The organism is Bacillus sp. MN7755, assembly GCF_054771475.1.
In genome coordinates this window covers 80614-94725 of the sequence record NZ_BTRL01000017.1, presented here as the reverse complement: position 1 = coordinate 94725, position 14112 = coordinate 80614, and the positions used below count along the sequence as shown (strand labels likewise).

At 36.9% G+C, this 14112-nt stretch carries 15 protein-coding genes; 12 read left to right on the top strand and 3 right to left on the bottom strand.

Annotated features, from left to right (window positions below):
• The first annotated feature begins 11 nt into the window (after nt 1-11).
• The 6 genes from ACYVEC_RS19690 to uvrC all read left to right on the top strand — a co-directional run bounded on the left by ACYVEC_RS19690 (nt 12) and on the right by uvrC (nt 5712).
• Nucleotides 12-599 carry a TetR/AcrR family transcriptional regulator gene (locus ACYVEC_RS19690; protein ID WP_460507972.1) on the top strand — a complete coding sequence of 196 codons (588 nt, stop codon included), beginning with the start codon at nt 12-14 and terminating at the stop codon, nt 597-599.
• A gap of 11 nt (nt 600-610) precedes the next feature.
• The gene (locus ACYVEC_RS19685) at nt 611-1387 is read left to right on the top strand and encodes an enoyl-CoA hydratase (protein ID WP_063224771.1); all 777 of its coding nucleotides are present in this window, start codon (nt 611-613) and stop codon (nt 1385-1387) included.
• Nucleotides 1388-1465: 78 nt separating this feature from the next.
• Complete coding sequence (gene etfB, locus ACYVEC_RS19680; RefSeq protein ID WP_063224772.1) at nt 1466-2239, top strand: electron transfer flavoprotein subunit beta; 774 nt, start codon at nt 1466-1468, stop codon at nt 2237-2239.
• 36 nt (nt 2240-2275) lie between these two features.
• On the top strand, nt 2276-3253 hold the full coding sequence (gene etfA, locus ACYVEC_RS19675; RefSeq protein WP_063224773.1) for an electron transfer flavoprotein subunit alpha: 978 nt from the start codon (nt 2276-2278) through the stop codon (nt 3251-3253).
• A gap of 211 nt (nt 3254-3464) precedes the next feature.
• Complete coding sequence (trxA, locus tag ACYVEC_RS19670) at nt 3465-3779, top strand: thioredoxin (RefSeq protein ID WP_001018943.1); 315 nt, start codon at nt 3465-3467, stop codon at nt 3777-3779.
• Nucleotides 3780-3927: 148 nt separating this feature from the next.
• Nucleotides 3928-5712, top strand: a complete 1785-nt coding sequence (gene uvrC / locus ACYVEC_RS19665; RefSeq protein WP_063224774.1) for an excinuclease ABC subunit C — start codon at nt 3928-3930, stop codon at nt 5710-5712.
• 114 nt (nt 5713-5826) lie between these two features.
• Here uvrC and ACYVEC_RS19660 read toward each other — a convergent pair whose 3' ends face one another.
• Nucleotides 5827-6276: a YslB family protein gene (locus ACYVEC_RS19660; protein WP_000042215.1), complete on the bottom strand. Its 450-nt coding sequence runs from the start codon at nt 6274-6276 to the stop codon at nt 5827-5829.
• Nucleotides 6277-6576: 300 nt separating this feature from the next.
• Here ACYVEC_RS19660 and sdhC point away from each other — a divergent pair, with 300 nt between their 5' ends.
• The 4 genes from sdhC to ACYVEC_RS19640 all read left to right on the top strand — a co-directional run bounded on the left by sdhC (nt 6577) and on the right by ACYVEC_RS19640 (nt 10304).
• Entirely contained in the window at nt 6577-7203 is a 627-nt protein-coding gene (sdhC, locus tag ACYVEC_RS19655; protein WP_000678354.1) for a succinate dehydrogenase cytochrome B558, read from the top strand.
• A gap of 13 nt (nt 7204-7216) precedes the next feature.
• Entirely contained in the window at nt 7217-9010 is a 1794-nt protein-coding gene (sdhA, locus tag ACYVEC_RS19650; protein ID WP_060632450.1) for a succinate dehydrogenase flavoprotein subunit, read from the top strand.
• Nucleotides 9003-9764, top strand: coding sequence for a succinate dehydrogenase iron-sulfur subunit (gene sdhB / locus ACYVEC_RS19645; RefSeq protein WP_060632449.1), 762 nt, complete (start codon nt 9003-9005; stop codon nt 9762-9764). The genes sdhA and sdhB overlap by 8 nt, the downstream gene beginning before the upstream one ends.
• A 93-nt stretch (nt 9765-9857) precedes the next feature.
• Entirely contained in the window at nt 9858-10304 is a 447-nt protein-coding gene (locus ACYVEC_RS19640) for an acyl-CoA thioesterase (protein WP_063224775.1), read from the top strand.
• A 36-nt stretch (nt 10305-10340) separates the two neighbouring features.
• On the opposite strand, the gene ACYVEC_RS19635 is transcribed toward ACYVEC_RS19640, so the two are convergent.
• On the bottom strand, nt 10341-11120 hold the full coding sequence (locus ACYVEC_RS19635) for a M15 family metallopeptidase (protein ID WP_063224776.1): 780 nt from the start codon (nt 11118-11120) through the stop codon (nt 10341-10343).
• 264 nt (nt 11121-11384) lie between these two features.
• Between ACYVEC_RS19635 and motA the strand changes: the two genes are divergently transcribed.
• Both motA and motB read left to right on the top strand, forming a co-directional pair.
• Complete coding sequence (motA, locus tag ACYVEC_RS19630) at nt 11385-12179, top strand: flagellar motor stator protein MotA (protein WP_060632446.1); 795 nt, start codon at nt 11385-11387, stop codon at nt 12177-12179.
• Nucleotides 12169-12957, top strand: a complete 789-nt coding sequence (motB, locus tag ACYVEC_RS19625) for a flagellar motor protein MotB (protein WP_063224777.1) — start codon at nt 12169-12171, stop codon at nt 12955-12957. The genes motA and motB overlap by 11 nt, the downstream gene beginning before the upstream one ends.
• Nucleotides 12958-12981: 24 nt before the next feature.
• Here motB and ACYVEC_RS19620 read toward each other — a convergent pair whose 3' ends face one another.
• Entirely contained in the window at nt 12982-13809 is an 828-nt protein-coding gene (locus tag ACYVEC_RS19620) for a 5'-nucleotidase, lipoprotein e(P4) family (protein WP_063224778.1), read from the bottom strand.
• Between the last annotated feature and the right edge of the window lie 303 nt (nt 13810-14112).

The window sequence follows — 14112 nt, the reverse complement described above, 5'->3', positions numbered from 1 at the left end:
GGGACAGTAAAGTGAGGAAAAATAGACCGAAATACAATCAAATTATTGATGCGGCAGTCATTGTGATTGCGGAGAATGGGTACCACCAAGCGCAAGTTTCTAAAATTGCAAAGCAAGCTGGGGTAGCTGATGGCACGATTTATTTATATTTTAAAAATAAAGAAGATATATTAATATCCTTATTCCAAGAGAAAATGGGAGAATTTGTCGAAACAATTCGTCAAAAAACAGCAGGAATTGATAGCGCTGTATCGAAGTTATTCATGTTGGTAGAAACGCACTTCTTGCTGTTGTCACAAAATGATCCTCTTGCTATCGTTACGCAATTAGAGCTAAGACAGTCCAATCAAGACTTACGCCTGAAAATAAATGAAGTATTAAAAGGCTACTTACAAGTTATGGATGAGATTTTAGAGACAGGTATAAAGCAAGGTGAATTCCAAGCGGATTTAAATGTTCGCGTGGCAAGACAAATGATCTTTGGAACAGTAGATGAAGTTGTGACCAATTGGGTAATGAGCGATCATAAGTATGATCTGGTCGCACTTTCAAAAACGGTACACGGGCTACTTATCGCAGCTTGTGGTTATCGTCAATAATGGGAGGGATCATGTTGAAATTCCTATCTGTAAGAGTTGAAGATCATATCGCGGTGGCAACGTTAAATCATGCGCCGGCTAACGCGATGTCTTCACAAGTTATGCATGACGTTACTGAATTAATTGATCAAGTGGAGAAGGATGATAACATTCGTGTTGTTGTTATTCACGGTGAAGGGCGCTTCTTCTCAGCAGGAGCAGATATTAAAGAATTTACATCTGTTACTGAAGCAAAGCAAGCGACAGAATTAGCACAGCTTGGACAAGTTACGTTTGAGCGTGTTGAAAAATGTTCAAAACCAGTTATCGCGGCAATTCATGGAGCGGCACTTGGCGGCGGCCTTGAGTTTGCTATGTCTTGCCACATGCGCTTTGCAACTGAAAGTACAAAACTTGGTTTACCTGAATTAACACTTGGATTAATTCCTGGATTTGCAGGTACACAGCGATTACCACGTTATGTTGGGAAAGCGAAAGCTTGTGAAATGATGTTAACAAGTACACCGATTACTAGTGCAGAAGCATTAAAATGGGGACTTGTTAACGGAGTTTTTGCTGAAGAAACATTTTTAGATGATACGCTTAAAGTTGCAAAACAGATTGCTGGAAAAAGCCCAGCGACAACTCGTGCTGTACTAGAGTTATTGCAAACGACGAAATCGTATCATTATTATGAAGGTGTACAACGCGAAGCTCAAATCTTTGGTGAAGTATTTACGAGTGAAGATGGAAGAGAAGGTGTAGCAGCGTTTTTAGAAAAACGTAAGCCTTCATTTAGTGGCAGGTAGTACAATTATTTTTTTAATATAAATTAACAGAAAATTAAAATTGATAGAATCTTTCTGAAAAACAAGGGGGTAAATGGAATGAACATCTACGTACTCATGAAACGAACATTTGATACAGAAGAAAAAATCGTAATTAAAAACGGTGCAATTTACGATGGCGAAGCGGAATTCATCATCAACCCTTACGATGAATATGCGATTGAAGAAGCAATTCAAGTAAGAGACGCACAAGGTGGAGAAGTTACTGTTGTAACAGTCGGTGGCGAAGATAGTGAGAAAGAACTTCGTACAGCATTAGCGATGGGCTGTGATAAAGCGGTATTAATTAATATTGAAGATGATGTGGAAAATGGTGACCAGTTCACGACAGCAAAAGTTCTTGCTGAATATTTAAAAGATAAAGATGCAGATTTAATTTTAGGCGGAAATGTTGCAATTGATGGTGCATCTGGACAAGTTGGTCCACGCGTAGCTGAAGCATTAAATATGCCGTACGTAACGACAATTACAAAACTTGAGATTGACGGTACAAACGTGAAAATTGAACGTGACGTTGAAGGTGATACAGAAGTAATTGAAACATCATTACCAGTATTAGTAACAGCACAACAAGGTTTAAATGAACCTCGTTATCCATCACTTCCAGGTATTATGAAGGCGAAGAAAAAGCCACTAGAGGAAGTAGAATTAGATGATTTAGATTTAGAAGAAGATGATGTGGAAGCAAAGACAAAAACAATTGAAATCTATTTGCCTCCTAAGAAAGATGCAGGAAAAGTGTTACAAGGCGAGCTGCAAGATCAAGTAAAAGAACTTGTATCGTTGCTCCATACAGAAGCGAAAGTAATCTAATAAAATACGAAATTATATATGCAGGAGGGAAAATCTATGGCTCGTAAAGTATTAGTAATGGGTGAGGTTCGTGATGGATCGCTACGTAACGTTTCGTTTGAAGCGGTAGCGGCAGCAAAAACAATTGCAGAAGGCGGTGAAGTAGTAGGTCTTCTAGTTGGAGACAGCGTTGCTTCTTTTGCAAATGAATTGATTCATTACGGTGCAGATCGCGTTGTGACAGTTGAAAATGATAAATTAAAATCATATACATCTGATGGTTATGCACAAGCATTTTTAGCTGTATATGCTGAAGAAAATCCAGAAGGTATTGTATTTGGACATACAGCACTCGGTAAAGATTTATCACCAAAATTAGCAGCGAAGCTTGAAGCTGGTCTAGTTTCTGACGTAACTGCTTTAGAAGTTGAGGGTGGAAATGTGATCTTCACTCGTCCAATCTACTCTGGTAAAGCATTCGAGAAGAAGATTGTAACGGAGGGCATATTATTTGCAACAGTGCGTCCAAATAACATTGCAACACTTGAAAAAGATGAGTCTCGCAGTGGTGACGTATCTTCTATTACAGTAGATGTGAAAGACCTACGTACAATCATTCAAGATGTCGTCCGTAAAACAGCAGAAGGTGTTGATCTTTCTGAAGCGAAAGTTATTATCGCTGGCGGACGTGGTGTGAAGAGTGAAGACGGATTTAAACCATTAAAAGAGTTAGCTGACGTACTAGGCGGCGCTGTTGGGGCATCTCGTGGTGCTTGTGACGCTGAGTACTGTGATTACTCATTACAAATTGGTCAAACTGGTAAAGTTGTTACGCCAGACCTATACATTGCATGCGGTATTTCTGGTGCGATTCAGCATTTAGCTGGTATGTCTAACTCAAAAATAATCGTTGCGATTAATAAAGACCCAGAAGCAAGTATCTTCAAAGTAGCTGACTATGGCATTGTTGGCGATCTATTTGAAGTCGTACCTCTTTTAACAGAAGAGTTTAAAAAGTTAAAAGTACATTCATGATTTGAGTACCCTTGAGTTCCAAGTGAAGTACCCCTATATATAGAAAAAGGTGAGAGATCCCCTGTCTCTCATCTTTTTAGTATTTAATCCGTATTTTTATATAGTATAAAGGAACACTTTTTTGTTACAATACATAACGATACATATTATTCGCCACGTATATAAGTTAATGATATACTCTTGGTAGAATATACTTGAAGGAGGAAATAAAATGGCAATTGTAAACGCAAATGACCAAAGCTTCGCAGCTGAAACTAGCGAAGGTGTTGTATTATTAGATTTCTGGGCACCTTGGTGTGGACCTTGTAAAATGATCGCTCCTGTATTAGAGGAAATTGATGCAGAACTAGGCGAAAAAGTAAAAGTAGTAAAAGTAGACGTGGATGAAAACCAAGAAACTGCTCGTCAATTCGAAGTAATGAGTATTCCAGCTCTTTTCGTATTAAAAGACGGTAAAGTAGTTGATCAAGCGTTAGGTTACAAACCGAAAGAAGCGTTAGTAGAATTAGTTTCTAAACACTTCTAAAATAAAAGGGCTACCATTTGGTAGCTTTTTTTATTTTCCTTTTTTACACCTTTCCGTTACAATAAAAGAACGTATGTTGGGTATTTTGGCATAGTATGTTTTCATGTGAAAATAAAAATGCTAAGCATGTAGAAATGGAGGGTAACGAGTGCACGAACATTTAAAAGAGAAATTGGCTATTTTACCAGATCAACCTGGTTGTTATTTAATGAAAGATAAGCAAGGAACGGTTATATATGTCGGAAAGGCAAAAGTGCTTAAAAATCGTGTGCGCTCGTACTTTACTGGTTCGCATGACGGGAAAACACTTCGGCTAGTAGGGGAAATTGTAGATTTTGAATATATTGTAACCTCTTCAAATCTAGAGGCTCTCATTTTAGAGTTAAACTTAATAAAAAAACATGATCCAAAATATAATATTCAATTAAAAGATGATAAAACATATCCCTTTATTAAAATTACAGCTGAGAAACAGCCGCGATTACTTATTACGCGAAATGTAAAAAAGGATAAGGGAAAGTATTTTGGCCCTTATCCGAATGCACAATCAGCTCATGAAACGAAAAAACTGCTAGATCGTATGTATCCGCTTCGTAAGTGCTCAAATATGCCCGATAAAGTTTGTTTATATTATCATATGGGTCAATGTTTAGCGCCTTGTGTGAAAGAAGTGACGGAAGAACAAAACAAAGAAATTGTAGATGAAATTATTAAGTTTTTAAATGGTGGACATAAAGAAGTTCGTTCAGAATTAGAAACAAAAATGTATGAAGCTTCAGAGAAACTAGAGTTTGAACGTGCAAAAGAGTTACGTGATCAAATCGCTCATATCGATGCGATTATGGAAAAACAAAAGATGATTATGAGTGATTTAGTGGATCGTGATGTGTTTGGGTATGCAGTTGATAAAGGGTGGATGTGTGTTCAAGTTTTCTTCGTTCGAAAAGGAAAGCTAATCGAACGTGATGTTTCTATGTTTCCAATCTACGATGAACCAGAAGAGGGATTCTTAACGTTTATCGGTCAATTTTATGAAAACAGCAGTCATTTTAAGCCGAAGGAAATTGTCGTTCCAGGAAGTATAGACTCAGAATTAGTAGAGCGCTTTTTAGAAGTGGAAGCGACACAGCCGAAACGCGGTAAGAAAAAAGATCTTGTAGAACTGGCAAATAAAAATGCGAAGATTGCTCTTGAAGAGAAATTCTATTTAATTGAACGTGATGAAGAGCGAACGATTAAAGCTGTAGATCAGTTAGGAAAGCAGCTCGGGATTGAAACACCGTATCGTATTGAAGCGTTTGATAACTCAAATATTCAAGGAACAAATCCCGTTTCTGCAATGATTGCTTTTATCGATGGGAAACCAGCGAAGAAAGAGTACAGGAAATATAAAATTAAAACGGTTCAAGGACCAGATGATTATGAGTCTATGAGAGAAGTTGTGAGGCGCCGTTATACAAGGGCACTGAAAGAGAATTTACCATTACCAGATTTAATCATTATTGACGGGGGAAAAGGTCATCTGGCAGCTGTAAGTGATGTTCTAGAAAATGAGCTTGGGTTATATATTCCGATGGCAGGCCTTGTAAAAGATGACAAACATAAAACATCCCATTTAATTATTGGGGATCCACCTGAACCGGTGATACTTGAGAGGAATAGCCAAGAATTTTATTTATTGCAGCGCATTCAAGATGAAGTGCATCGATTTGCGATTACATTCCATCGTCAATTACACGGGAAATCTGTCATTCAATCAGCACTGGACGATATTCCAGGAATCGGTGATAAACGGAAAAAGGTATTGTTAAAACATTTTGGTTCATTAAAGAAGATGAAAGAAGCTTCTGTAGCAGAATTTGTCGAAGCGGGTATGCCGAAAAATGTCGCGGAAACAATTTATACGTATTTAACAGATAAGAAGACGTTGTAGTTTACAACGTCTTCTGTTTTTTGGTATAATTTCTGAAGATTTAAAATAAACTCATCTGAATGAAAATACAAAAAAGTCAACTAAACTTATATGTCTAGTTGACTGTAGGTAAGGCTACACTTCAATGAGATCTTTTATATCCCATTTCACAAGAAATGTAATAGAGTCTGAACGTTTTTTCTTTTCTTCGTAGGACTCTGCTACGACGTTTCGTTGCTTCTGAATTTGCTCAGCAATGAATCCAGCTTCTAATTGATAAGAAGAATGTCTGTTTTGTTTTTGACGTTCAGCAATGAGAGTGCCTTTAAGTTGGAACTGCATTTCACGACGTTTATGTTCAATAATGCTTAAAGTGCCCCAACCAGCTTTTTCAAAGAACTGAATGACTTCTTCAATTGTTTCTAGCGGATATTTTCTTGCAAGGTTTCTACCGGACCAGTATAAAATACCATCTAAATCGTTACCAATTAAATCAGGTAGTAATTCTTCACGTAGCAATTCATAAGCGAAGGCGTTCAATGAAACATCTTCTAAAGATGTTATATCGATTGTATTTTTGCTCACAATATTCCCCTCTTTCTATAGGGCTTATTATATAACATTTCACAATTATAAAAACAGATTTTTCTTTAGGAAAATCTGAATATATAAGAAGAAAAAAAGAATTGGCAAATTATATGCAAATTATGTATACGTTTTCTTGACGCTTCGACAAAAATAGGAGTAAAATGAACTTGGTATCAAATTATGCTGAAATATTTCGAATAATTTTTTCAGTTTTTCTTATGCCAATAGTGAAAAAACATTATTGCTATAAACTAATCTGAAAACAGCAGTCAATCATTCAAGGGGGGTAATGGGGATATGAAAGGCCGCGAGTATACGTTTCGTAAGTGGCACTCATTAATGGGGGTCATCCCGGTTGGTGTCTTTTTGACGCAACATTTAATTGTAAACAACTTTGCAACACGAGGAGCAGAGGCTTTTAACAAAGCTGCAGGCTTTATGGAGCTCCTTCCATTCCGGTATGCGCTAGAAATTTTCATTATCTTTTTACCAATACTGTACCATGCTATATATGGCTTATATATTGCATTTACAGCTAAGAACAATGCGGTTTCTTACGGTTATTTCCGTAACTGGATGTTCGTCTTCCAAAGAATTTCAGGTATCGTTACACTGATTTTCATTTCTTGGCATGTCTGGGAAACTCGTATTCAAGCAATGTTAGGTAAAGAGGTAAACTATGATATGATGGCAGATATTTTAAACAATCCAGCTATGTTTGCATTCTACTTAGTTGGTGTTGTTTCAACAATTTTCCACTTTGCAAATGGATTATGGACATTCTGCATCAGCTGGGGAATTACAGTATCTCCACGTTCACAAAGAATCTCTACTTATGTAACATTAGCTATTTTCTTAGGTCTATCTTATGTAGGTGTGAGTGCATTATTAGCGTTCATCGATCCACAGCTAGCAAACCAGTAAGGAGTGGGAGAGCATGAAAGGGAAACTTATAGTAGTCGGCGGTGGCTTGGCTGGCTTAATGGCAACGATTAAAGCGGCGGAAGCAGGAGTAAATGTTGAACTGTTCTCTTTAGTACCAGTAAAACGTTCGCATTCTGTATGTGCCCAAGGTGGAATTAACGGTGCCGTAAATACGAAAGGTGAAGGGGATTCTCCATGGATCCACTTTGACGATACAATTTATGGTGGGGACTTCTTAGCGAACCAACCACCAGTTAAAGCAATGTGTGAAGCAGCACCTGGTATCATTCATTTAATGGACCGTATGGGTGTTATGTTCAACCGTACGGAAGAAGGACTTCTTGATTTCCGTCGTTTTGGTGGAACACAACATCACCGTACAGCATTTGCTGGTGCAACAACTGGACAGCAATTACTATACGCATTAGATGAGCAAGTACGTCGTCACGAAGTAGCAGGACTTGTAACGAAATATGAAGGTTGGGATTTCTTACGAGCTGTTGTTGATGATGAAGGTGTGTGCCGAGGGATCGTTGCACAAGACTTACAAACTATGGAGATTAAAAGTTTCGGAGCTGATGCCGTGATTATGGCAACAGGGGGCCCTGGTATCATCTTCGGAAAATCAACAAACTCCATTATCAATACAGGTACAGCAGCTTCTGCTGTATATCAACAAGGCGCATATTATGCGAACGGTGAGTTCATTCAAATTCACCCAACGGCAATTCCTGGAGACGATAAATTACGTCTTATGAGTGAATCTGCACGTGGTGAAGGTGGACGTGTTTGGACATATAAAGATGGTAAACCATGGTACTTCTTAGAAGAAAAATATCCGGCTTACGGAAACCTTGTACCTCGTGATATTGCAACGCGTGAAATCTTTGATGTTTGCGTAGAGCAAAAACTAGGTATTAACGGTGAAAACATGGTGTACTTAGATCTTTCTCATAAAGATCCGAAAGAACTAGATATTAAACTAGGTGGAATTATTGAAATCTATGAGAAGTTTACAGGTGACGATCCTCGTAAACTACCAATGAAAATCTTCCCAGCTGTTCACTATTCAATGGGCGGACTATGGGTTGATTATAAGCAGATGACAAGTATTCCAGGTTTATTTGCAGCAGGTGAGTGTGATTATTCTATGCACGGTGGTAACCGCCTTGGTGCGAACTCACTATTATCAGCAATTTACGGTGGTATGGTAGCAGGACCAAATGCAATTGAATATATGAAAGGTCTTACTAAATCATCTGATGCTGTTTCATCTACTGTGTATGAACAAAATGAATTGATCGAAACGGAGAAATTTAACAATATTTTAACGCTCGATGGTAACGAAAATGCGTATGTTCTTCATAAAGAGCTTGGAGAATGGATGACAGATAACGTTACAGTAGTTCGTGAAAATAAAAAGCTATTAGAAACAGATGCGAAAATTGAAGAGTTAATGGCTCGTTACAAACGTATTAACATTAACGATACAGCAAGATGGAGTAACCAAGGTGCTTCATTTACACGCCAACTTGCAAATATGTTTGAGTTAGCGCGTGTTATTACAATTGGCGCATATAACCGTAATGAGAGCCGTGGGGCGCATTACAAACCTGAATTCCCAAATCGTGATGATGCTAACTTCTTAAAAACTACGATGGCGAAATTTGAAGGAGAAGGAAATGCACCAGCATTCCATTACGAAGACGTGGATGTTTCGTTAATTAAACCACGTAAACGTGATTATTCTTCAAAACACGATGTAGCTGCTAAGGGTGAAGAGAAGGGGGATAAACAACATGTCTGAGAAAACAATCCGCCTCATCATTACGAGACAAGACGGGCCAGACGCGCAAGCGTTTGACCAGGAGTTTGAAATTCCGTATCGTCCAAATATGAATATTATTTCGGCGCTTATGGAAATTCGTCGTAATCCTGTTGATTCAAAAGGAAGCCAAACAACTCCGATTGCATGGGATATGAACTGTTTAGAGGAAGTATGTGGCGCATGTTCGATGGTGATTAACGGAAAACCTCGTCAATCATGTACAGCGCTTATCGATCAATTAGAACAACCAATTCGCTTAAAGCCGATGAAGACATTCCCAGTTGTACGTGACTTACAAGTTGACCGTAGTCGCATGTTTAATGCTCTAAAACGTGTTAAAGCTTGGATTCCAATTGATGGTACGTATGACTTAGGACCAGGGCCAAGAATGCCTGAGAAGAAACGTCAGTGGGCTTATGAGCTTTCAAAATGTATGACATGTGGTGTTTGCTTAGAATCATGTCCAAACGTAAATAGTAAATCTGACTTTATTGGACCAGCGCCATTATCACAAGCTCGTTTATTCAACTCACATCCAACGGGTGAAATGCATAAAGCAGATCGCTTACGTGCAATTATGGGAGATGGAGGACTTGCAAACTGTGGTAATTCTCAAAACTGTGTGCAATCATGTCCAAAGGGTATTCCATTAACGACTTCAATTGCGGCATTAAACCGTGATACAACAATTCAATCGTTCAAAGATTTCTTTGGTAGCGACAATAACTATTAATAAATATTGCCTCTTCATGTTGAAGAGGCAATATTTATAACTTTATTTTTCTGTTTATTCAGTTTATTAAAAAGGCGAAAAGGAGAGGGAACAATGAAGAGGATTTCTTATATTGAAGACTTTGAGCAATGGGAAAGTGGTTTTTCATTTTACAAACCTGTAAAAGTTCGTTTTGGTGAAGTAGATATGTTTGGGCATGTAAATAATGTCGTTGCCTTTACCTATTTTGAAGAAGCACGTATCGCATTGTTTAAAGAACTTGGATTTATGCAAGAATGGACGCATGAATCTTCCGAAACGATGATCGTTGTTGCAGATTTACAATGTAATTTTATTAAGCAAATATATTTTGATGAAGAGTTGAAGGTGTATGTAAAAGCGGGATCGGTTGGGAATTCTTCTTTAGATTTGCATTATATGGTGAAGAATGCGGCAGGAGAAGTTTGTTTAGTTGGTCGTGGAATGATGGTTCAAGCATCGAAAAAAAACGGAAAAGGCGAACCGTGGCCTGAAGAATGGAAGAAAAAATTACTACAATGATAGAGTAAAAGAAAAATAAGAGAGCAAATTGCTCTCTTATTTTTTGTCTTTCATCGCTTCTTCTAATGTTAAATGATGTTTATATATGTATGTAGCGTATGGATTTCCAACGTAACGCAAATGCCACGGTTCATATGAATATTCTGTTGTTTCGGTTTTATCTTCTAAATAACGAATGACAAAGCCAAATTCATGAGCGTGTTTTGCCACCCATTTGCCTTCAGCTGTCTCTCCAAAAATAGGCTCTAATTGGAATTTAGCAGACTTTGAACTAATGTCCATTGCTAAGCCGGTTTGATGTTCACTCGTACCAGGAATGGCACTTACTGAATCAGCTTCAGCTTTTCCTTGACGTCTAACGTATGTATCATGTAATGATTTTTGGCGTTTGTATGAACGATAACCAGATACAGCTGTAAGTTCAAGTCCTTCTTTCTTTGCCGCCTCAAACATATTTTCAAGCGCATCTGCAGCATCTTTGCGCAGTAGCGTTTTTTCTTTATCTTTCGGACTAGTAAATGGTACGTTTGGTCTAGTTAAGTCTTCAGGTGTATATCCGTCTGGTAGTTTTCGGTGTTTATTAACTAAGACAAGATTAGATTCTGGATTTGTTACAACGGAAAAATCATTGTCTAGTTTCTTTGCATTATGATCAGCTTTTGGAAAAGCAGGAATCTCTTCTTTTTGGTGATTACTATGCTGTTGACTTTCGACAGCTTTCGCCTCATTTTGTAGTGATGATTTAGAACCAAAGTAAACGAAAGAAGTGATACCGATTACAATAGTAGTGGCAGAAATAATGATTATCTTTTTCATGATGCCTTGTAATCACAGTCCTTTCTTAATAAAATATGTATTGTTTTTATTATAAGTCTAGTTTGTTGAAAAAGAAATATAAGAGTCGTAACGTAATAGAAATGCAAAGAAAATGTCAGAAAATGTGTGAAATTGTAGTATTTTTTCATTTAATTCATTTCTTATCTTTCATGAAATGAATTTTTTATGTAATATATATACATAAGAAGATGTAGCGATTATCGAGAATAAAGAACTTCTTGTATAGACTAGGAGTGAATGGGAATGGATTTTGCAACAATTATTGGACTTATTTTAGGATTTGTAGCAGTGGTAGTAGGGATGGTCGTCAAGGGCGCTGACGTAAATGCCTTATTGAATCCTGCCGCAGCATTAATTATTTTTATCGGTACATTTGCTGCAGTATGTATCGCATTTCCGATGAATCAACTAAAAAGGGTTCCAAAATTATTTAAAGTTCTTTTTGGTTCAAATAAAAAGGATTTAAGTTATGAACAGTTGCTAGAATTGTTTGTTCATTGGACATCTGAAAGTAGAAAATACGGTATTTTGTCTTTAGAGCAACAATTAGACAAAATTCAAGATGAATTTCTTTTGCGTGGTATGAAATTTGTGATTGATGGCGTATCTGCAGAAGATTTAGAACAGATTTTAGAAGCTGAATTAGAAGCAATTGAAGAAAGGCATGCAAAAGGAGCGGCAATTTTTTCTCAAGCTGGTACGTATGCACCGACATTAGGGGTTTTAGGTGCTGTTATCGGTCTTGTAGCTGCGCTTGGTAATTTAACTGATATTGAAAAGTTAGGACATGCTATTTCAGGTGCGTTTATTGCAACGATTTTTGGTATTTTTTCAGGTTATGTATTATGGCATCCATTTGCAAATAAGTTAAAACAAAAATCTGCAGCTGAAATCGAGAAAAAACGTTTAATCATTGATTGTTTATTAATGTTACAAGAAGGTACATATCCGTTTATTATGAAGAACCGCATTTTAGGTTCACTTTCTGCAACTGAGCGTAAAAAGCTAGAAAAAGGAGCAGAACAAAATGCGGAGTAAGAAAAATAGAAGAGGCAAAAAGAAAAAACATGATGAACATATCGATGAAACTTGGTTAATCCCATATTCTGATATGTTAACGTTGTTATTTGCATTGTTCATCGTTTTATTCGCAATGAGTAGTATAGATGCTGCGAAGTTTAAACAGATGGCTGTTGCTTTTCGAAGTGAATTAGCTGGTGGAACAGGTAACAAAGAATTTTTAAGTGATCAGAAGCCAAATGATGAAAAGGAATTATCAGCAAGTAGCCTTGAGGCAGAACAAACAAAAAAACAAGAAGAAGCTAGGGCGAATGAAAAAAAAGAAATGGATGAATTGAAAGCATTACAAAAAAAGATTGATCAATATATTAATGAGAAACAATTATCATCTTCTTTTCAAACTAAATTAACTGAAAAGGGATTAATGGTAACAATATTAGAAAATGTACTGTTTGATTCGGGGAAAGCAGATGTGAAGTTAGAATCACTAGGGATTGCAAAAGAGATGTCTAGCTTACTTGTTTCAGCATCACCTCGTGAAATTACAGTATCGGGACATACAGATAATGTTCCTATTGCAAATGCACAATTTGCGTCGAATTGGGAATTAAGTACGCAGCGGGCAGTTAACTTTATGCAAGTATTACTCCAAAATAAAGAATTACAACCAGAAAAATTTAGTGCGATTGGTTACGGAGAATACCGTTCAATTGCTCCAAACGATACACAAGAAGGAAAGGCAAAGAATAGACGTGTGGAAGTGTTTATCTTGCCTTTAACAGAGAAAGCAAAATAAAGAGGATGGCGAATGCCATCCTCTTTATTTTGCATCAAATGATTTTAAGTTGTCATGGCGGATTTTATCTTTTTCTGCATCTGATTTTTTGAAATCATAATCATATAAAGCGCCTTCCCAATCACCATACATCGGATTAGGGAAAATAATAAATTTCTCACCAAATTGTGCTTTTGAATCTGCTACTGCTTGATTTCGATCTTTTACAGACTTTCCATCAAAACCAGTGAAATCAGATAAGTTATCACCGAAGAATAAGATGATATTATGTGTTTGAGAAACGAGTTCACGTCGTTTTTCTTTTCCTTTTTCTTTCGGATCTTGTAGTAATATATGTTCTTTCGTTGCTTGAGGAGCACCTACACGCTCAAGATTTTTAATTGTTGCATCTAGTTGGTTCGTTTTACGATTTGAGATGTAGTAAATATCTACACCTTTAGACTCGGTATATTTTAAGAAATCAATTGCGCCTGGAAGGGCTTCGGCTTCAGCCTTATTAATCCAGTCATCCCATTTATACGGATAGCCTTTGCCTGTTTTTACGCTCATGGCTTGATGAGGACTGTTGTCTAAAACAGTTTCATCTAAATCAAGTACGATAGCAGGTTTTTTTTCTGTCCCTTTTGCAAGAGCTGCATCAAGCTTTAATTGACCGATATTGTATCCCTGGTAGTAAAGTGCTTTCGTTTCACCAGCTGTTTGATACCATAAATCAGCCATTAATTGCTGGTCTGTTAATTTTACTTTTTCTTCTTTTGCCACTGTTTTCTCTGGTGTTCCGGAACATGCTACAAGTGATGTAGATAGAACTGCTACAGATAATAAAGTGGTAATGCCCCTCTTCATCTTCATATGTATCCTCCTTGATGTTAGAAAATCAGTTAATATTATATATCGAAAAATAATATTTTTTGTATGAACATTTGCATATTGTCTTTTGTATATATAGTAGTATGTCCTATATTAGAAAGATGAGAAAAATGATGGGAATCATTTTGACAAGTTTTATTGTCGAAATGACAATTATAATTGACAAATGAAACTATATTATTTACAATTTTAACTAAATAGAACAAATGATGGATTAAGATGATGTTACATACTAAGAGGATGAAGTGTAGTGCTATATTTTATCCGGAATAAACATAGTCTTTG

What these genes read in the sequence shown, in the direction of transcription:
- ACYVEC_RS19685 (WP_063224771.1), top strand. Translation starts at nt 611, where the DNA reads ATGTTGAAATTCCTATCTGTAAGAGTTGAAGATCATATCGCGGTGGCA.
- etfB (WP_063224772.1), top strand. Translation starts at nt 1,466, where the DNA reads ATGAACATCTACGTACTCATGAAACGAACATTTGATACAGAAGAAAAA.
- etfA (WP_063224773.1), top strand. Translation starts at nt 2,276, where the DNA reads ATGGCTCGTAAAGTATTAGTAATGGGTGAGGTTCGTGATGGATCGCTA.
- trxA (WP_001018943.1), top strand. Translation starts at nt 3,465, where the DNA reads ATGGCAATTGTAAACGCAAATGACCAAAGCTTCGCAGCTGAAACTAGC.
- sdhC (WP_000678354.1), top strand. Translation starts at nt 6,577, where the DNA reads ATGAAAGGCCGCGAGTATACGTTTCGTAAGTGGCACTCATTAATGGGG.
- sdhA (WP_060632450.1), top strand. Translation starts at nt 7,217, where the DNA reads ATGAAAGGGAAACTTATAGTAGTCGGCGGTGGCTTGGCTGGCTTAATG.
- sdhB (WP_060632449.1), top strand. Translation starts at nt 9,003, where the DNA reads ATGTCTGAGAAAACAATCCGCCTCATCATTACGAGACAAGACGGGCCA.
- ACYVEC_RS19640 (WP_063224775.1), top strand. Translation starts at nt 9,858, where the DNA reads ATGAAGAGGATTTCTTATATTGAAGACTTTGAGCAATGGGAAAGTGGT.
- ACYVEC_RS19635 (WP_063224776.1), bottom strand. Translation starts at nt 11,120, where the DNA reads ATGAAAAAGATAATCATTATTTCTGCCACTACTATTGTAATCGGTATC.
- motA (WP_060632446.1), top strand. Translation starts at nt 11,385, where the DNA reads ATGGATTTTGCAACAATTATTGGACTTATTTTAGGATTTGTAGCAGTG.
- motB (WP_063224777.1), top strand. Translation starts at nt 12,169, where the DNA reads ATGCGGAGTAAGAAAAATAGAAGAGGCAAAAAGAAAAAACATGATGAA.
- ACYVEC_RS19620 (WP_063224778.1), bottom strand. Translation starts at nt 13,809, where the DNA reads ATGAAGATGAAGAGGGGCATTACCACTTTATTATCTGTAGCAGTTCTA.